Below are 18,782 nucleotides of genomic sequence, written 5' to 3'. Positions count from 1 at the left end.
GCGCTCGCGCCGCGCGCGTGCGAGTTCGGTGCCCAGCGCGTCCAGGCGCTGGCTCCAGAACTGGCGGAAACGATCCAGCCAGATGCCGACCTCCCTGAGGTGCCTAGAGCGCCGTCGAACACGTCGAACGCGTGCGCGGCCCAATAATTTCAGTCTCGACTTATATAAGTCAATCCTGAAAGAGTGGCGGATGGTCGGGGATGACCTCGTGGAGTGGTTCAAGCAGGCGGTCGACTGCCGTGGTCGTGCCGGGTGCCGCGCCTGCCGATGACTACATCCGCCCAGGTCATTGCTCTGCGAGGCGTCGCCTCGACGTACGCGGACTCCAGTCACCCGGGAGACGGAAACGGGTACGGCAAGAAGATTCCGCGGCGCCTGTCACCGAGCATGCTCGGTCACCCGGTCGATGTTCAGGCCGGCGTCGGACAAGGATCCCGACCTGAGAAAACGCGCCGGAGGGCTGTCCACTTGGAAAGCAGGAACGCCGCCCCCTGCCACTTCCAAGCTATAGCGCCCCCCGGGGCTTGCGGCAAGGCCCGGGTCATGCCCCAGACTTCCGGACCGGAAGTCGTACAACGCAGGGGGGCGGTACATGTTCGACGTGATCATCGCCGGTGGCGGGCCCACCGGCCTGATGCTGGCGGCCGAGTTGCGGCTGCACGGCGCGCAGGTGCTCGTGCTGGAGAAGGACGCCGAGCCGGCCCCGTACGCCAAGGCTCAGGGCCTGCACGTGCGCAGCATCGAGGTGATGGACCAGCGCGGCCTGCTGGAGCGCTTCCTCGCGCACGGCCGGCGGCACCCGCTGCGCGCTTCCCTCGCCGGGGCCGACCGGCCCGCGCCCGCCGGGCTGGACACCGCGCACGGCTACCTCCTCGCCATCCCGCAGACCGTCACCGAGCGCCTGCTGGCCGAGCACGCCGCCGCGCTGGGCGTGGAGATCAGGCGCGGCGCCGAGCTGACCGGCCTCAGCCAGGACGAGCACGGCGTGACCGCCGAGCTGGGCGACGGCACGCGGCTGCGCTCGCGCTACCTCGCGGGCTGCGACGGCGGGCGCAGCACGGTGCGCAAGCTGCTCGGCGTCGGCTTTCCCGGCGAGCCGAGCAGACTGGACACCCTGCTCGGCGAGATGGAGGCGGACGAGGATCCCGGGACGATCGCCGCCACTGTCGCGCGGATCCGCGAGACCCAGCCGCGCTTCGGCCTGCTGCCGCTGGGCGACGGGGTGTACCGGGTGATCGTGCCCGCCCTGAGCGTCGCCGAGGACCGTGCCGTGCCGCCGACGCTGGAGGAGTTCCGGCAGGCGCTCAGGGCGGTCGCGGGCACGGACTTCGGCGTGCGGGCGCCGCGCTGGCTGTCCCGTTTCGGCGACGCCACCCGGCTGGCCGAACGCTACCGCGACGGCCGGGTGCTCCTGGCGGGCGACGCGGCCCACATCCATCCGCCGGCCGGCGGGCAAGGGCTCAACCTCGGCATCCAGGACGCGTTCAACCTCGGGTGGAAACTGGCCGCCGAGGTCGCGGGCTGGGCGCCTGGCGGGCTGCTGGACACCTACGAAGCCGAACGCCGCCCGGTGGCCGCCGCCGTGCTGGACGACACGCGGGTGCGCATGCACCTGATGTCCGCCGAGCCGGGACCCCGGTCGGTGGGGCGGCTGCTGGCACGGCTGATGGAGTTCGACGAGGTGACCGCGTACCTCATCGAGCAGGTCACCGCCATCGGCGTCCGCTACGACCTCGGCGGTGGCTCCGAGCTGGTGGGGCGGCGGTTGCGGGACGTCCGGCTGAAGCGCGGCCGCCTCTACGAGCTGACGTGCTCCGGCCGCGGCCTTCTGCTCGACCGGACCGGCCGGCTCTCGGCCGAGGGCTGGGCGGATCGCGTGGACCACGTCGTCGATCCCGGCGCCGAGCTGGACGTCCCCGCCGTACTGCTCCGCCCCGACGGCCACGTGGCGTGGGCCGGCGAGGACCAGGCGGAGCTGGCCGGCGTGCTGCCGCGCTGGTTCGGCGCTCCCTCCAGATGACCGGAATCCTCCGCTGAAAGCCCATATGATCGGATTGGACGCAGCGAAGGTCGTGCACCTCTGGGCGATCGAGTGGATGCGCCCCTCTACTACTGAGGATCTTCATGCTGCACGGCCGTCAGACGGAACTGGCCCGGATCGATCAGCTGCTCGACGGGCCAGGCGGTGCTCTGGTGGTGCGCGGCGAGGCAGGCATCGGCAAGACGGCCCATCTGGAGTACGCCGCCCGGCGGACGTCCGGTCGCGTCCTGCGCGTCACCGGGGTCGAGTCGGAGGCCGAGTTACCCTTCGCCGCCCTGCACCTGCTGTTGCGCCCCGTGCTCGACGGCGTCACCGCGCTGCCCCCGCAGCAGGCGGACGCCTTGCTGGGCGCGCTCGGCCTCGGCGAGGCGACCCAGGGCGACCGCTTCCTCGTCGGCCTGGCGACGCTCAGCCTCCTCGTGGAGCTGTCGAAGGAGGAGCCGCTCGTATGCCTGGTCGACGACGCGCAGTGGCTGGACAGCGAGTCGGCCGACGCGCTGGTGTTCGCCGCGCGCCGCCTGCACGCCGAGCCCGTCGTCGTTCTGTTCGCGGCGCGGGAGGACGGCGGCACGTTCCCCGGCGGCGGCCTGCCCGAGCTGTGGCTGGGCAAGCTCGACGCGGACGCGGCGGCTCAACTGCTGGCCGAGCAGGCGGCCGACCTGCCGCTGGCCGCCCGCGACCAGCTCGTCACCGAGGCGCAGGGCAACCCGCTCGCCCTGATCGAGCTGCCCCGCATGCTCGGCCCCGAACAACGGGCGGGCGCCTTCACCCCGCTGGCCTTCTCCCTCGCTCCGGTGACGGTGACGGACAAGGTGCTCGCGGGCTTCCGCAACCGGATCGCCGAGCTCCCCGCCGCCACCCGCTTCTGCCTGCTCGCCGCGGCCCTGGACGATCGCGGCGAACTCAAGGCCCTCACCGGCGCGCTCGGCCGGCTCGGCGCCTCGGTGACCGACTTCGCCGAGGCCGAGCGGGCGGGGCTGGTCCAGGTGAGCACGTCCTGCGTCGTCTTCCGCCATCCGCTGGTACGTACGGCGGTGCTGCTGGCCTGCGACATCGCCGCCCGGATGGCCGCGCACCGGGCGCTGGCCGAAGCCGTCGACGACGACCGGCGCGCTTGGCACCTGGCCGCGGTGACCCTGCAACCGGACGAGGGGGTGGCCGGAGAGCTGGAGAGCCTGGCGCTGCGCGCTCTGCAGCGCGGCGGCCAGGCCACGGTGTCGGCGGCGTACGCGCGGGCAGCCGAGCTGTCCGCCGACCCGGCCGACGCCGTACGCCGGTGGACGGCCGCCGCCGGGGCGGCCGCCGAGGCGGGGTTGAGCCGGCGCGCCGCCGAGCTGGTCGCCGCGGCGCAGCGGCAGGCGGGCTCGTCCGCTCTGGACAAGTCGGTCCTGGCCGAGCTCACCCGGGTGCGAGCACAGCTCGCGTTCGAGGCCGACCGGCCGCTTGAGGCCGTCCGGCTGCTGCAGGAAGGCGCCGAGAGGGCGGATCCCGCCACGATGCTCTCGCTGCTCGGCCTGGCCGGCTTCTACGCCTGGACCAGCGCGCCCCACCCCGATCAGCTCGCCCTGGCCCGCCGCACCGAGGAGCTGACACCGGACGGCGACGGGCTCGCGGGCGCGGTGCGCGCGATCAACCGCGGCTTCCGCACGATGCTGGAAGGGGACACCACACCCGTCCCAGCCTTCCCCATCGGCTTGGGCGAGCTGGTGGCCGTGCCGTTCGAGGTCCGCATGGTCATCACCTTCCACGCGTTCGTCCGCGCGGAACGCGAAGAGATGCTCGCCGGCGCGGCCGCTCTGGTCGAGGAGTGCCGGGCGCAAGGTCGTCTGGGCCGCCTTCCTCAAGCCATGACGCTCCTCACCATCGCCCAGCTGACCGACGGGCGTCACCGGTCCGCGCGCGCCACGGTGGCCGAGGGCCTGAGCCTGGCCGCCGACGCCGGCCAGCCGTTCTGGCGGGGCTATCTGGAAGGCGTCCAAGCCTGGCTGTACGGGGTCGCGGGCATGGAAGAGGAGTGGGCGGCGTGCACCGCCGAAGCCCTGCGCCACGCCGACAACAGGTCCTGGCTGCCGGCCGGCACGTGGGCCGAGTACGGGCGCGTGATCCTCGACCTCGGCCTCGGCCGCCACAACGCGGTGCTCGACCGGCTGGACAGGGCGACGGAGGGCACCTCGCGGCATGCGTTCATCTGGGGGTATGCCTGGCCGGACTACGTCGAGGCAGCCGTCAGGGCGGGCACGCCGCGACGCGCCGACGAGGTCCTGCGCCGCTACGCGGCATGGGCCGAGGGTGTCGGGCAACCCGGTCCGCTCGCCGTACTGCATCGGGCCCGCGCGCTGCTGGCGTCCGACGAGCGGGCCGAGGGCCTCTACGAGCGCGCGCTCGCCGTGCACGGGCAGCACGAGCAGCCTTTCGACCAGGCCAGGACCCGCCTGGTGTACGGCGAGTGGTTGCGCCGCCACCGGCGGCGCACCGAGGCCCGCATCCAGCTTGAGGCCGCGATGGAGGCGTTCGACCGGTTGGACGCCGCCCCGTGGTCCGCCCGCGCGGCCGCCGAACTGCGCGCCACCGGCGCCTCGCCGGCCCGCCGCGCAAACGCCGGCGACCTGCTGGCCGCGCTCACCCCGCAGGAGCTCCAAGTGGTACGGCTGGCCGTCACCGGGGCGTCGAACCGGGAGATCGGCGCGCAGTTGTTCCTGAGCCCGCGCACGGTCGCCTACCACCTGTACAAGGCCTTTCCCAAGCTGGGCGTCTCCTCGCGCGGTGAACTGGCCGCACTGGGCCTGATGACCTAAGCGAGCCCCGGCGGCTCCAGCAGGATGACGGAAGCGGCGGCAGGGCGGCCGTCCCTAGCGTTTCCCGCATGAACGTTCCCACCTACTCCCTTGCCGAGCGCGACCGCCGCTGGGCACTCGCACGGGAGATCATGGAAGCCGAGGGCGTACAGGCACTCATCGCCTACGGCGAGCACGAGTGCGCGGACCTCGCCCCCTTCGCGCCGGATGTCTACTTCACCAACGACCGCCCCGGCGCGATCGTCATCTTCTGCCGCGACGCCGACCCGATCGAGCTGACCTGGTCGACCCTGCCCATCGCCGACCACATCCAGGCGCTGCGTCGCGGTGAGGAGTTGTGGATGCCGCCCGAGCGCATCCGCGTGGCCAAGCACGCCGCCGGGGTGGTGGAGGTCCTGCGCGAGCACCGCCTGGAGAGCGCGGCCGTCGGTGTGCTCGGCCTGGATCCCTACCCGCCCTTCCACATCAACCCGATCATGCCGCACGGGCTGTGGAACCAGGTGCTCGCCGAGCTGCCGGACGTGGAGTTCAAGCCGGTCGGGCTCAGCTACCTGTTCGCCACCATCTGCCAGTCGGAGGAGGAGCTGGCCGTCGTCCGCCACTCCGCCGCCACCGGCGACGCCATGGCCGAGGCGATGGTCGAGGCGGCCCGGCCCGGCGCCAGTGAGGCCGACGTGTACGCGGCGGGCATGGCGGCCGCGTTCCGCCGCGGGCTGGCGGCTCCTGACATGCTGCTCTCCTCCGGGCCCGGCTTCATCTCCTGGGGGCCGCCGGCGTGGTCCTACCGGCCGCAGGCCCCGCGCGTCATCGAGGGCGGCGACGTGGTCATGGCGGAGGTGTTCTGCCGGTTCGGCATGAAGGAGACCCAGCACCAGGTGGCCATCGCCGTCGGCGAGGTCCACCCCGACATCGAGCTGGGCGCCAAGGTCGCCCGCGCCGCGTACGAGGCCGGGCTGGCCGCCGCCCGCCCTGGCAACACCTTCGGCGACCTGGTCGAGGCGATGCGCGCGCCGCTGGAGGAAGCCGGCGCCTGGAACGTGCACCCGCTGGTGCACACGCTCAACCCCATGGGCCCGGTGTGCGGGTTCGGCGCCGGGCTGCGCCGCCTCCCCGAGGCCGCCCGCTACGGGCGGCTGTTCGAGGTGCCCACGATGGGCGGTGAGCTGCCCCTCGCCCCGGGCATGACCTTCGCCTTCGAACCCAACGCCGTCATCGGCGACCGCCTGACCAACCTGGGCGGCACCGTCGTCATCGGCGAGGACGAACCCGTCGAGCTGAACCCGCTGACCGCCCAGCTGCTGAGGAGCCGAGTGTGATCACCGTCGACCACACCGCGTCGTACGCGCGTCCCGCCGACGCCGTCTTCGCCGTCCTGTCCGACCCCGCGCGCTTCCCCGAATGGCAGGCCGACGTCCTGGAGTCGCGGATGAACGGTCCCCTGCGCGAGGGTGCCCACGTCGAGCAGGTCCGCAAGGTGATGGGCCGCCGCACCGAGATCGGTCTGACAGTCGCCGACTACGTGCCGGGCGAATCGCTCACGCTGCGCACCCCGCCGCAGGCCAAGCCGGGGGTGAGCCAGACGTACCGCGTCCGCGAGACCGAGGGCGGCTGCCGGGTGGAGTTCCGGCTGGAGCTGAACGGGGTGCCGAAAATGGCCGAGCATCTGGTGCGCACCCAGCTCGGCAAGCAGGTGCCGCAACTCTTCGAACGACTGGGGACGCTGCTGTGACGACGCACCACATCCCGGAGCGAGAGATCGCCGAGCGGCCCGCCGCCTACAACGGGCCCAACCTGTCGCCGGTCGGCCTGAAGCTCGTCCCGCGGCAGCTCGCCGACGGCGTCCACGCGCTGATGGCCGTCCCGGCCCCGAAGGACAACAACGGGCTCATCGCCGGACGGGACGCCGCGCTGGTGGTCGACGCCGGCATCACCCCTGACGTCTCGCGCACCATCCAGTCGCTGGCCGCCGAGCTGACCGACCGGCCGCTGCGCTACCTGGTCAACACGACCTACCACGGCGACCACACCTTCGGGAACCTGGCCTTCCCCGCCGAGACCGTCATCATCTCCTCGCGCGCCAACCGGGACAACATGACCGACCTCGGCTACGAGAAGCAGGTCAGGTCGGGAAACATGTACGGCGACGAGGCCCTCTTCGACGCGGTGACCACCTGGCGGCTCCCCGACCTGGTCTTCGACTCCTTCGCCGAGGTCGACCTGGGCGGCCGGACGGTTCAGCTGTGGCACTTCGGGCCTGGCAACGGCCCGGGCGACACCGTGGTCCACGTGCCCGACATCGGGACGGCCTGGACCGGCAACCTCCTGTGTCACGCCGGCATCGCCCACATGCTGCTGCAAGGCGGCCCCGCGCCGTACGCCGCCACCCTGCGCGCCATGAAGGCGGCGCTGCCCGACCTCCGGACCATCGTGCCCGGCCACGGCCCCGCCGGGGACGGCCACGCGGCGATCGACACCCTGATCTCCTACCTTGAGCGACTCCACGAGGAGGTCCACACCGCGACACAGCAGGGCCGCACCTTGGAGGAGACCACCGCGGCCTGCACGGATCCGTGGGCCGACCGCCTTGACCCGGCGCTCGCCTCCGTCCTCGGACCACCCCAGGCCCAGGACGCGATGCTCCACCTGTGCCGCAACCTGCACAGACTCAACATCCTCACCACCTACCGCCTCTACACGACGGAGGCATCCGCCGGCTGAGCGGCGAGGGCGTGGCGGTGGTCGCGGATGACCTCCGCGTAGCGGCGGCCGCTGCTCTTGACCGTACGGCGCTGGGTGGCGTAGTCGACGTGGACGAGGCCGAAGCGCTTGTCGTAGCCGTAGGCCCATTCGAAGTTGTCCAGCAGCGACCAGACGTAGTAACCGGCGAGCGGGGCGCCCCGGCGGACGGCGCGGGCGCAGGCGGCCAGGTGCTCCTCCAGGTAGCGGGTGCGTTCCGGGTCGGCGACGCCGGTGGGGCCGACGGTGTCGGGGTAGGCGGAGCCGTTCTCGGTGACGAGGATCCGGCGCGCGCCGTACTCGGTGGTCAGGCGCATGATCAGGCTCTCCAGGCCACCGGCGTCGATCTCCCAGTCCATGCCGGTGCGGGGCGCGTCCGGCCTCGGGACCTGGCGGGCGAAGGGGGGCGGGCCGTCGGGGTCGTCGGCGATCGTCATGGGGAAGTAGTAGTTCAGGCCCAGCCAGTCCAGCGGCTGCGCGATCGTGGCCAGGTCGCCCGGACGTTCGGGGAGGTCGACACCGTACGTCTCGCGCAGGTCGGCGGGAAAGCCGCGGCCGTGTACGGGGTCGAGCCACCAGCGGTTGGTGTGGCCGTCCATGCGGCGGGCGGCGGCGAGGTCGGCGTCGGAGCCGGTGGCGGCTTCGACGGTGGAGAGGTTGTTGACGATGCCGATCTCCGCGCCGGGCGCGGCGGCGCGCACCGCCTGGCTGGCAAGGCCGTGGCCCAGCAACAGGTGGTAGGAGGCGCGGACGGCGGCGGTGATGTCGGTGACGCCGGGAGCCATCCTGCCTTCGAGGTGGCCGATCCAGGCCGAGCAGAGCGGCTCGTTGAGCGTGGCCCACTGCCGCACCCGGTCGCCGAGCGCGTCCGCGACGACCGCCGCGTAGGCGGCGAAGTGCTCGGCGGTCTCGCGGGCGGGCCAGCCGCCGCGGTCCTGGAGGGTCTGCGGCAGGTCCCAGTGGTAGAGGGTGGCGTTCGGGGTGATGCCGGCGTCCAGCAGGGCGTCGACGAGGCGGGAGTAGAAGTCGAGGCCCCGCCGGTTGACGGCGCCGTCGCCGCCGGGGACGATCCGCGGCCAGGCGAGCGAGAACCGGTAGGAGGTGACGCCGAGCTCCTTCATCAGGGCGAGGTCCTCGGGCCAGCGGTGATAGTGGTCGCAGGCGACGTCGCCGGTGTCGCCGTTGTCGATCGTGCCGGGGGTGTGGGAGAAGGTGTCCCAGATCGACGGGGATCGGCCGTCCTCCGCCACGGCTCCCTCGATCTGGTAGGCCGAGGTGGCCACGCCCCAGACGAAGTCCCGGGGCAGGGCGGCGAGGTCGATGGGGTGGGTCACAGAGGTCCTTTCGAGAGGCGGCGCGGGCGTCACTTGACGGCTCCGGCGGTGAGGCCGGCGACGAGGTAGCGCTGCAGGAGCAGGAACCCGGCGACGACCGGCACGCTGACGGTCAGCGACGCGGCCATGACCTGGTTCCAGTAGACGTCGTTCTGCGTGGCGTAGCCCTGCAGGCCGACGGAGAGCGTACGGGTGGTGTCGTCGGTCATGATCGAGGCGAACAGCACCTCTCCCCAGGCGGTCATGAAGGCGTAGACGGCGACGGCGACGATCCCGGGGATCGCGGCGGGGATGACGATGCGGAACAGCGTGGCGACGGGCCCGCAGCCGTCGACGGCCGCGGCCTCGTCCAGGGCCCGCGGGATCGAGGCGAAGTATCCGATCAGCATCCAGATCGAGAACGGCAGGGAGAAGGTCAGGTAGGTGAGGATGAGGCCGCCGCGCGAGCCGTACAGAGCGATTCCGGTCGCGTTGCCGATGTTGACGTAGATCAGGAACAGCGGCAGCAGGAACAGGATGCCCGGGAACATCTGGGTGGACAGCACGGTGACGGTGAAGACCCGCTTGCCGGGGAACTCGTAGCGGCTGACGGCGTACGCCGCGAAGATGGCGATGATCACCGAGAGGACGGTCGCCACCCCCGCCACGACGACGGAGTTCGCGAAGTAGCGGGCGAGCGGGACCGTGTCCCAGATGTCGAAGTACGGCCTGACCGTCAGGCCGCTGGGCAGCCAGCGGAAGCGGCCAGAGACGTCCTGCAGCGGCTTGAGCGAGCTGCTGACCATGACGAACACCGGCACGAGCACGAACCCGGACAGCAGGGTCAGGAACACGGCCCGTGCCCACAGGAAGGACCGCGGAGGCGCGGTCGGCGCGCTAGACATCGGCGGTCTTCCTTCCGCGCGAGGTGACCAGGAGGTACCCGGCCGTCACCACGAGGAGGAACAGGAGCAGCAGGACCGACATGGCCGATCCGGTGCCGAAGTTCCAGGTGACGAACGAGGACTGGTAGATGTGGATGGAGATCAGGTTCGCGGGCGCCGGCGCGGAGTCACCGAACAGGATGTACGGCGTGTTGAAGTCGTTGAACGTCCACAGGAACAGCACCAGGACGAGGACCCGGTTGATCGGGTGCAGGGACGGCATGGTGATCTTGCGGATCTGCTGCCAGACGCCGGCTCCGTCGATCGCGGCGGCCTCGTACAGCTCCTTGGGGATGTTCTGCAGGGCCGCCATGACGATGAGGAACGCGAACGGCCAGGTCTTCCAGACGGCCACGACGGCGAGCGCGACGAAGCTGTTGTCACCGAGCAGCCAGAAGGGGCGCTCGTCGATCAGGCCGAGCTGGTCGACGAGGACGTGGTTGACCATGCCGTTGTCCCGCTGGAACATGAACGCCCAGGTGATGGCCGCCGCGTAGACGGGCAGCGCGTACGGGGTGAGGAAGACGGCCCGCAGCAGGCCGCGGCCGCGGAAGTTCTCCTGCATGAAGATCGCGGCGGCGGTCCCGACGAGCCAGCACGTGCCGACCGCCAGGACGCTGAAGACGCAGGTGACGAAGAAGGAGTTGAGCAGGTCCTGGCCCACGGGGGCGTCGAGGTCGACCGAGACGCGGTAGTTCTCCAGTCCGCGCCAGGGCGCGGCGCTCCAGTCCCGGATGTAGAACTGGGTGAGCTCCTTGAAGCTCGCCAGGATGCCGGTGAGCATCGGCACCAGGTGCACGAGGAGCTCCAGCAGCGCGGCGGGGAGCAGCAGCAGGTACGGCAGGCTCGCCCGGCGCAGGCGCGGTTTCCTGCGGGGTGTCCGGCCTGCCCCGCCGGGCCGCTCGGTGCGGCGGCCCGGCAGGGCCGGATCCTGGGTGACGGTGGCCATGTCGCGACCGCTCACCGCGTCGGCATCTGCTGCTGAGCCTTGGTCAGGCGCTCCTTGACCAGCTCGGTGGTGATCTCACGCCCTTGGGCCGCGTCGGCGAACAGTTCCTTGACGGCGGTGCCGACCGCGGTCTCGAACTGCGACTCCTCGGGAACTCGCGGGAGCGGGGCGGCGCTGGTGGCGAGCGTGTCGCGCAGGACGGCGAGGTCGGGGGTGTTGAAGGCCGCGTCCTGCTGGGCGGTCTTGACCGGCGGGATGGAGCCGTAGGTCTTGTTGAGGATCTTCTGCTCCTCGTCGCCGGTCATGAACTTCACGAACTGCAGGGCGCCGTCGAGGTTGTCGCTGTTCTTGAAGACGGCCAGGTTGATGCCGGCGACCATGGAGTTGATGTTCTGGCCGGTGCCGGGGGCGCCGGAGGGGACGGGGACCGGGGCGACGCCCCACTCCTCCGGCTTCATGCCGTGGGACTTCAGCGTGGTGGCGGCGGTCTGCCAGAGGATCATGGCGGTGTTGCCCTTGGCGAAGTCCTGTAGTGACTGGTTCTGGGCGTATTCCGCGTTGCCCGGGGCGACGATCTTGTCGGTGGCCATGAAGTCGACGTACTGCTTCACGGCGGCGACGGCGCCGTCGGAGGTGAAGGTCGGCTTGCCCGAGGCGTCGAAGAAGTCGGCGCCGTGCTGCTTGGCGAGGACGAAGACCTGGTGGATGTTGTTCGACAGGTTCGAGCCCTCGACTCCGAGGCCCCACTTGCCGCCGGTGGAGAGCTTCTTGCCGGCGGCGACCAGCTCGTCCCAGGTGGCCGGGGGCTTGTCGATGCCCGCGTCCGCGAACGCCTTCTTGTGGTAGTAGAGCGCGTACGCCATGGAGTACAGCGGGACCGCGGCCGGGTCCTGTCCCTCCGCGCCGGCGGAGGCGAGGGCGGAGTCCACGAAGCGGTCCTTGCCGCCGATCTTGCCGAAGGCGGCCGCGTCCCAGGGCAGCAGGGCGCCGGTGGCCTGCAGGGAGGTGGACCAGGTGTTGCCGATGTTGAGCACGTCGGGCCCTCGGCCGGACGTGGTGGCGGCCAGGATGCGGTTGAGCAGGTCGGCCCAGGGGACGACCTCCAGCTCGACCTTGATCCCGGTCTGCTGCTCGAACTTCTTCAGCTCGGGCGTGAGGATCTCCTTGTCCGCCTCGATGCTGGGGCCCTGGTTGGACGCCCAGTAGGTCAGCGTCTTCGGCGTTCCCTTGCCGGCCTCGCCGGCGCCGGTGCTCCCGGTGCCGCAGGCGGCGAGGGTGCCGAGAGCGAGGACGGCTGCTGCGACTCGTGTTTTCTGCATGACGGGTCGTCCCTTCGAGGGAGTCCTGAGATGGGGGGTGCCGTCTGGGACGATCTCCTGCGGAGAGGTTCCTTCAGACCTTAATTCAGGGCTTGAGTTAATACCTGAGAGATGCGGCCGTCAAGGGACGCGAAACGGTAGATTGCACCCAGGAGAGGAGCCGCATGGCCAAGCTCAGTAGGCAGACCGTCCGCGACCTGCGAAGAAACAGTCGTGGGGCGGTCCTGCAACAGTTGTATTTCAACGGCCCCATGAGCCGTCAGGCGCTGGGCACGGCCACCGGGTTGAGCTCGGGTTCGATCAGCACCATCGTGGCCGAGCTGGCGGGCGAGGGGCTGGTGGAGGATGCCGGCACGGTCGACTCCGACGGCGGGCGCCCCCGCCACCTGCTGCGCGTCCGTCCGGGCTGCGCCTGCCTGATCGGCGTCGACGTCGGGGAGACGCGGGTGCGGGTCGAGCTGTTCGACCTCGGCCTCACCGAGCTCGCCCGCTACGAGCGTCCCTTGGAGGGCAGAGGCCACGACGTGGCGTCGGTCGTCCGGCACATCGCCGACGGAGTGGCCGCCGTCGTCGCCCGCGCGGACGTTCCCGACGACCTGCTTCTCGGCGCCGGCGTCGGCGTGCCCGGCATCGTGGAGCGCGGCTCCGGCGACGGCGCGGTGGTGCACGGGCAGACCATCGGCTGGGACGGGGTCCCCCTGGAGTCCCTGCTGCGTACGTCGGTCGCCCTTCCGCCCGGGGCCCGGCTCTTCATCGAGAACGGCGCCAAGACGCTCGGCCGGGCCGAGATGTGGTTCGGCGGCGGGCGGGGCGCGAGCGACGCGGCCATCGTCCTGTTCGGGTCGGGAGTGGGCGCGTGCGTCGTCACCGGCGGCACGATCATGGAAGGGACCCACAGCAGCGCGGCCGAATGGGGACACACCGTGGTCCAGGTCCGCGGCCGGCGCTGCCGCTGCGGCTCGCGGGGCTGCCTGGAGGCGTACGCCGGGGCCGAGGCGCTGATCCAGCGCTGGCGCGAGGCCGGTGGGGCGCTCCCCCCTGACACCGACGAGGAGTCGGCGGTCACCGCGATGATCGCCGCCGCCTTTCCCCAGGACGGCGCCGCCCCCGACCCCGTGGCGGTGGCGGTCCTCGACGAGACCGCCGAGTACCTGGGCGCCGGCCTGGCCAACCTGATCAACCTCTACAACCCCGAGCGCATCCTGCTCGGCGGCTGGGCCGGGCTGCAGCTCGCCCCGTACCTGCTGGACGCCGTACGACGCCACGCGACCGCCTACGCGCTGCGCCACCCCGCCGGGCAGGTCGTGATCGAGCCGGGACGGCTCGGACCCGACGCCGTCACGGTCGGCGCCGCGACGCTGCCGCTGGCCGAATTCTTCGCTCGCGGCGGACGCCGGGACTCCCCCGTGGCCGAGGCCGACCTGGTGCCCGAGCGGACGGGGTGGCGCGCGGTGGCGGGCGTCCAGGTCTGAGCCCCGGCCGGTGCGGTTCCCCGCACCGGCCGGGCCTGCCGTCAGGGGTAGGAGACGACCGTGGACGGGATGGTGTCGGTGCCGAACGCCGGGGCGCCGGTGTCGTTGATGACGTGGTTGTAGCGGCCCTTCCCGCCGAGGGAGACCACCAGGAGGCTGTGGAAGCGCACCCCGGGCTTCACGGGAGCCTCGAAGCCGTGGTCCACCTCGATCGTCGGATCGCTGGTGAAGACGCAGTAGCTGCCCATGCCCCAGCCCTCGTGGACGTTGACCGAGTCGTCGACCTTGTACGCGGCCCAGCCCTTGACGGAGCCGTTCATGAACGCGGCCTGGTTCGGCGGGTCGTAGGCCAGCTCGTTCTGGAAGAAGATCGTCCGGCCGCGCTCGCCGGACCACTGCACGTTGTACTTCTGGAAGTGCTCGACGAACAGGCCCGTGGCCAGCACGTCGTCGCCGTGGACCCGCAGGCCGTAGTCGGCGGTGTTGACGTTCCAGCCGACGCCGTCGCCGTGGTCGGCGCGCCAGATCCAGGTGTGGTCGATGATCGTGTCATCGCTGTGCACCACCAGGCCGGCGGTCGCCTTCCCGGCGAACTGGCCGCCGACGCGGACGAACACGTCCTGCAGCGAGACGGGGTTGGCCGAGTGGTCGGTGTGCGCGCCCTGCCTGCCGATCTCGATCAGGGTCGGCGAGTTCACCGGACCGGCGTCGATGAGGAAGCCGGCGAGCTTCACCCCGTCCACGTCCGCGACCCTCATCGCCGTGATCCCGCCTTGGGGGACCAGCGTCGCCAGGCCGAGGCCCATGACGATGGTGTTCGCCCGGTTCACCTCGATCGTCTGGTCGAGCTGGTAGATGCCGGGCGTGAACAGCAGGTGCAGACCTTGGGCGAGCGCCCGGTTCAGGGTCGCGGCCGTGACGCCGGGCTTGGCGACGTAGAAGGCGGCGAGCGGGACGGACGTGCCCGGGGTGGGGCCGTTCGCCCAGCTGATGCCGCGCGCGTCGGTGCGCTTGCCCGGCACGAACACCCGGTAGCCGTCGCCGTCCAGGTAGAGGTACGGCTTCTCCCGGCTGACCGGGGTGGTGTCCAGGGTCGTGTAGCGCGGCTCCGGGAAGCTGCCCGCGGGCGCTCCCTGGACGCCGGAAAAGGTCATGTTCCACACGCTGTTGGTCCAGCCGCCGATGGTGCTGTCGCGGGTGTACCACTGCTGCTGGGAGTACGGCCCGACCTGGCCGTCGATCTTGCTGTCGGCGATGTAACCGCCGGACGCCCACCCGTACCCGGACGGCGCCAGGTTGAGCGCGCCCTTGATGTGCATCCGCCGGAACGGCGCCGCCTGGGAGACCGCCCACCTGTTGGTCCCGTCGTAGGGGGCGACGGACAGGTTCTCGGTGGAGCGCCAGAAGTTCTGGGTGGCGTTGCCGTTGAACCAGCCCGCGTCGACGCTCACGCCCTTGACGGTGACGTCGTCGGGGTTACGGCCCAGGCCGTGGACCGAGGTGTAGAAACCCGTGTTGACGTTGACGTCGTAGCTGCCGGGCCTGAACATCAGCGCGTAGCGGCCGAGACCGAACTGCGCGGCCTCCTGCTGCTTGTAGATCTGGTCGATCTGCGCCTGGATCGTGGCCGCCGGCATGGACGGGTCGAAGACCTTCACGTTCGGGCCCAGGTCGCCGCCGCCGGGCAGGTCCTCCCCTCCGTCGCCGCCCTTGACGCGCACGGCGACCTCCCACAGCGAGTAGCCGTAGCCGGTGCCTCGGGCCGTCCCGTGGACGCGTACGTACCGGCCGGAGCCGGTCACCTGGTACGAAGCGGCGCCTCCGGTGCCGCCGGTCACCGTCTTCAGTGTGGTCCAGTTCGTGCCGTCGGCGGAGGCCTGGATCGTGAAGTCCCTGCCGTAGGCGGCCTCCCAGTTCAGGCCGACCTCGCAGATCTCCCGCACAGAACCGAGATCGACCCGCAGCCACTGCGGGTCGGCGGCGGCGCTGGACCATCGGGTCGCGGTGTCGCCGTCGAAGGCGTTCTTGGCCGGGGTGCCGGCGTTCTCCGTCGAGGACGCGGTGGCGGGCCTGTTCAGGGCGGCGTTGGCAGCGCCGCACGCGCCGCCGCTGCCGCCGCCGGTCGTGCCGTAGACCTTGAACTCCCACAGCGAGTAGCCGTAACCGGTGGCGCGAGCGGTGCCGAGCATCCGGACGTAGCGGCCGTCGCCCGTCACATCCAGGGAGTCGACGCCGCCGTCGCCGCCGGTCACGGTCTTCAGGTCGGTCCAGTTCGTCCCGTCCTGCGAGGTCTGGATCCGGTAGCCGGTGGCGTAGGCCGCCTCCCAGTTCAGCACGACCTTGCTGATGTGGGCCGAGGCGCCCAGGTCCACGCTGAGCCATTGCGGGTCGGCGCCGGCGACGCTGGACCAGCGGGTGGCGTCGTCGCCGTCCACCGCCAGGGCCGGCGCGGTGCCGTAGTGCTCTACGGAGGAGGCGGTCGCGGTCCTGCCCTGGGAGAGCAGGGGGTCGTCGGCGTACGCGGGGGCGGTGATCAGGGGCACGGCCAGGAGGCCGGCCAGGACCGCGATCGCGGCCTTTGTCGGTTTGAGGTGCATGGCATCCGCTTTCAGGTGGAGGGGTTCGCTAGCGGTAGACGCCGAACTCCCAGAGGGAGTAGCCGTAGGTCGTGCCGCGTTCGGTCAGGTTGAGCCGGACGTACCGGGCGGAGGTGTTCAGGTCGATGCCGTCGAACCCGCCGTCCCCGGTGGTGGTGGCGTGCACGGTGGTCCAGTCGGTGCCGTTGACGGAGGTCTGGAGCTGGTACGCCTTGGCGTAGGCGCCCTCCCAGCCGAGCTGGACGTGCTTGATCGGGGTGAGCGCGCCGAGGTCGACCCGGATCCATTGCGGATCGGCCCACTCACTGGCCCACCGCGAGCCGAAGCTGCCGTCGGTGGCCCGATCCGGGGTGAACGGGCCGCCGTCGCCGGTCGCCTGGTACGACGAGGCCGTGGTCGGCTTGCCGCGCGCCACGTTGGTGCCGTCGACGACCGGCGGCACCACCCGGAACGAACGCTGCTCGATGCCGGCGTTGCCGTGACCGTCGAAGGCGTAGACGTAGACCTTCCAGACGCCGAGCTGCTCGGGCGCGGTCACGGTGAGCCTGCCAGGGGCGGTCTGGGTGAAGCGGGCGTGCCGGAAGCCGCGGTTGCCGGTGATGTGCTTGTCGCTGACCATCACGTGGTAGCGGATCAGGTCCCCGTCGGGATCGGTGGTCTGGGTGTCGACGGTGAACGTGCCGCCGGCGGGGACCGCGGTCTGCGAACCGACCGTCATCGAGGTGATGCGCGGCGGGGTGTTACCGGTCGGCCGGCCGGTGTAGGCCTGCTGGAGGGCGTGGAAGCCGTGACGGCGCCAGCCGCCCGGGGTGATGTTCAGCCAGACGCCGCCGAAGTCGTTCTCCAGGCCGTAGTGGAACATGGTCGCGCCGAGCGCCACCCCGGTGTGGCCGCTGATGGCGTTCCAGCTGGCCGTGTACATCTGGCCCTTCTCCAGATCGGTCGGCTCGTCGGGGACGCCGTTGACGTCGTTCGGGACCTCCCACTCGCCGTCCGGCCCGGCCTCCGTGACGATGTACGGCTTGTCGTATCCGCCGGCGATCCAGTCGTTCTTCACGGTGTGAATGGCGCCGTAGGAGTTGACGGCGAGCAGGTCGAGCGCGGGCGAGTGGGCCTTGTAGTAGGTCCAGGCGTGGGTGTAGGCGTCGGTCGAGGTGACCGGGTGGTCGGGGTCCGCGGCATGGACGGCCACGGCGACCTCGTTGACGAACTTCGCGTACGCCACCCGCCGCTGCTCCACCACGTCGGCCGGCAGCCCGTGATCCTGCATGGTGAGGATGACCTCGTTGCCGACGTCCCACATCAGCACGCCCTGGCGGTTCTTCAGCGCGTTGACCCGGGCCACGATCTCGTTCTTCACGGTGGTCTTGTAGGCCGTGTCGTTGACGTAGTCGGCGCCCTGGTTCAGCCAGTGCCCGACGATCACCTTGATCCCGTTCCGGGCCGCGGCGTCGAGCAGAGAAGGCGTGGCGGCGTCGTCCACACCCCAGGTGCGGATGGTGTTGACGCCCATCGCCTTCAGGTCCCGCATGTAGCCGTCGGCCGCGGCCTGCGGCGGGCCGTAGGTCACGCCCTTGATCAGGTACGGCTGGCCGTTGACCGACAGTTGCCAGTTGCCGTTGCCGCCGGTCACCCTGACGACGCTCGGCCCGGCGGGGACCGGTCCGTCGGTCATCGGGGCCGGCGCGGCGCCCGACCGGCGGGCGACCGACACCCAGTCGGCGCTCAGCACGCCGCCCGAGACGGTCTCCGGCGACGGTGTGGTGACTCCGGCGACGGCGTTCGGCAGCGAGCCGCCGATGGCCAGGTCCAGGCGGAGGTAGAAGCCGTGATGAACGGCCGCCCGCCAGGCGGCGACGCCGACCTGGCTCTGCCGTACGACCCAGGTCTGCCTGCCGTCGAGGTAGAAGCGGATCTCCTCGTCGCTCTTGGTGCGGTCGATCACCTGCGAGAACTCGTGGTAGCCGGTCGCGCAGCCACCACAGGTGGCGAAGCCGCTGGTACGCCCGTTGTACTCGTTGCAGACGCCGTCGGGCGCGGTGCCGCAGTGCAGCGTGTTGGAGAACTCGTCGGCCCCGTTGACGGCCGTCATGATGTCGGTCTCGCCGACGCCCGGCCAGTTGGTGTAGTCGCCGCGGTAGGCGGCGCCGGTGGCGCGGAAGCCGGGCCAGTAGCCGAGGGCCTTCGCGACGTCGGGCAGCTTCAGCCGGGCGCTGAAGCGGACCATCTCGCCGGGCCTGGCCTCGAAGTCGGTGCGCTGCGTCTCGACGCGGCCGGAGGTCCAGTTGCCGTCACGGTCCTTGAGCGCCTTGATGCTGAGGTGGCCGTCGCCGTCGAGGCTGACGTTGGCGGTGGAGTCGCTCATCGTCTCGACCTCGCCGGTGCCCCAGTTCGCGGCGCCGCCGGGATAGGAGGTGCCGCTGCGCCTGATCCAGTTGGCGGCCGACGGCGAGGTGCCGGCTGGGCCGGTGAAGTCCTCGCGCCACACCTCGGTCCAGTCGCCGGGCTCCTCGGGCTGGTCGCCGGTGTTGATCTGCAGCTCCCAGAGGGAGTAGCCGTAGCCGGTGCCGCGCTGGGTGCCGAGGATCCGGACATAGCGGCCGGTGCCGGACACGG

12 protein-coding genes are annotated in these 18,782 nt (G+C 71.3%); 6 read left to right on the top strand and 6 right to left on the bottom strand.

All coding sequences use genetic code 11. The annotated features are described in order from the left end of the window. The first annotated feature begins 592 nt into the window (after positions 1-592). The 5 genes from rox (at position 593) to AC27IY_RS06965 (ending at position 7,554) form a co-directional block, all read left to right on the top strand. A complete protein-coding gene (gene rox, locus AC27IY_RS06985) occupies positions 593-2,020 on the top strand; it encodes a rifampin monooxygenase (RefSeq protein ID WP_487177445.1) in 1,428 nt (475 codons plus the stop codon). A gap of 104 nt (positions 2,021-2,124) precedes the next feature. Further along, a complete protein-coding gene (locus AC27IY_RS06980) occupies positions 2,125-4,836 on the top strand; it encodes an AAA family ATPase (protein ID WP_487177444.1) in 2,712 nt (903 codons plus the stop codon). 68 nt (positions 4,837-4,904) lie between these two features. Continuing rightward, entirely contained in the window at positions 4,905-6,152 is a 1,248-nt protein-coding gene (locus AC27IY_RS06975; protein WP_487177443.1) for a M24 family metallopeptidase, read from the top strand. Continuing rightward, on the top strand, positions 6,149-6,565 hold the full coding sequence (locus AC27IY_RS06970) for an SRPBCC family protein (RefSeq protein WP_344206773.1): 417 nt from the start codon (positions 6,149-6,151) through the stop codon (positions 6,563-6,565). The genes AC27IY_RS06975 and AC27IY_RS06970 overlap by 4 nt, the downstream gene beginning before the upstream one ends. After that, on the top strand, positions 6,562-7,554 hold the full coding sequence (locus tag AC27IY_RS06965) for an MBL fold metallo-hydrolase (RefSeq protein WP_487177442.1): 993 nt from the start codon (positions 6,562-6,564) through the stop codon (positions 7,552-7,554). The genes AC27IY_RS06970 and AC27IY_RS06965 overlap by 4 nt, the downstream gene beginning before the upstream one ends. On the opposite strand, the gene AC27IY_RS06960 is transcribed toward AC27IY_RS06965, so the two are convergent. Genes AC27IY_RS06960 through AC27IY_RS06945 form a run of 4 tightly spaced genes read right to left on the bottom strand, consistent with a single transcriptional unit; the run spans position 7,527 to position 12,097 of the window. Further along, positions 7,527-8,906, bottom strand: coding sequence for a GH1 family beta-glucosidase (locus AC27IY_RS06960; protein WP_487177441.1), 1,380 nt, complete (start codon positions 8,904-8,906; stop codon positions 7,527-7,529). The genes AC27IY_RS06965 and AC27IY_RS06960 overlap by 28 nt on opposite strands. Positions 8,907-8,935: 29 nt before the next feature. Beyond that, on the bottom strand, positions 8,936-9,790 hold the full coding sequence (locus AC27IY_RS06955) for a carbohydrate ABC transporter permease (RefSeq protein WP_371248537.1): 855 nt from the start codon (positions 9,788-9,790) through the stop codon (positions 8,936-8,938). Next, positions 9,783-10,793, bottom strand: coding sequence for a carbohydrate ABC transporter permease (locus AC27IY_RS06950; RefSeq protein ID WP_371248538.1), 1,011 nt, complete (start codon positions 10,791-10,793; stop codon positions 9,783-9,785). Before AC27IY_RS06950 ends, AC27IY_RS06955 begins: the two co-directional genes overlap by 8 nt. After that, on the bottom strand, positions 10,790-12,097 hold the full coding sequence (locus AC27IY_RS06945) for an ABC transporter substrate-binding protein (protein WP_371248539.1): 1,308 nt from the start codon (positions 12,095-12,097) through the stop codon (positions 10,790-10,792). The genes AC27IY_RS06950 and AC27IY_RS06945 overlap by 4 nt, the downstream gene beginning before the upstream one ends. A 164-nt stretch (positions 12,098-12,261) precedes the next feature. On the opposite strand from AC27IY_RS06945, the gene AC27IY_RS06940 reads away from it, so the two are divergent. After that, positions 12,262-13,569 (top strand): ROK family transcriptional regulator, encoded by a 1,308-nt coding sequence (locus tag AC27IY_RS06940; RefSeq protein ID WP_487177439.1) that lies wholly within the window; start codon positions 12,262-12,264, stop codon positions 13,567-13,569. Positions 13,570-13,610: 41 nt separating this feature from the next. Here AC27IY_RS06940 and AC27IY_RS06935 read toward each other — a convergent pair whose 3' ends face one another. Then, positions 13,611-16,166: a discoidin domain-containing protein gene (locus AC27IY_RS06935; RefSeq protein WP_487177438.1), complete on the bottom strand. Its 2,556-nt coding sequence runs from the start codon at positions 16,164-16,166 to the stop codon at positions 13,611-13,613. A gap of 28 nt (positions 16,167-16,194) precedes the next feature. Then, on the bottom strand, positions 16,195-18,780 hold the full coding sequence (locus AC27IY_RS06930; protein ID WP_487177437.1) for a discoidin domain-containing protein: 2,586 nt from the start codon (positions 18,778-18,780) through the stop codon (positions 16,195-16,197). Positions 18,781-18,782 lie beyond the last annotated feature (2 nt).

The organism is Nonomuraea sp. B208 (assembly GCF_057536035.1).
Note: the sequence above shows the minus strand (reverse complement) of the source record. Positions and strands in the feature narration are given on the sequence as shown.

What these genes read in the sequence shown, in the direction of transcription:
- rox (WP_487177445.1), top strand. Translation starts at nt 593, where the DNA reads ATGTTCGACGTGATCATCGCCGGTGGCGGGCCCACCGGCCTGATGCTG.
- AC27IY_RS06980 (WP_487177444.1), top strand. Translation starts at nt 2,125, where the DNA reads ATGCTGCACGGCCGTCAGACGGAACTGGCCCGGATCGATCAGCTGCTC.
- AC27IY_RS06975 (WP_487177443.1), top strand. Translation starts at nt 4,905, where the DNA reads ATGAACGTTCCCACCTACTCCCTTGCCGAGCGCGACCGCCGCTGGGCA.
- AC27IY_RS06955 (WP_371248537.1), bottom strand. Translation starts at nt 9,790, where the DNA reads ATGTCTAGCGCGCCGACCGCGCCTCCGCGGTCCTTCCTGTGGGCACGG.
- AC27IY_RS06945 (WP_371248539.1), bottom strand. Translation starts at nt 12,097, where the DNA reads ATGCAGAAAACACGAGTCGCAGCAGCCGTCCTCGCTCTCGGCACCCTC.
- AC27IY_RS06940 (WP_487177439.1), top strand. Translation starts at nt 12,262, where the DNA reads ATGGCCAAGCTCAGTAGGCAGACCGTCCGCGACCTGCGAAGAAACAGT.
- AC27IY_RS06935 (WP_487177438.1), bottom strand. Translation starts at nt 16,166, where the DNA reads ATGCACCTCAAACCGACAAAGGCCGCGATCGCGGTCCTGGCCGGCCTC.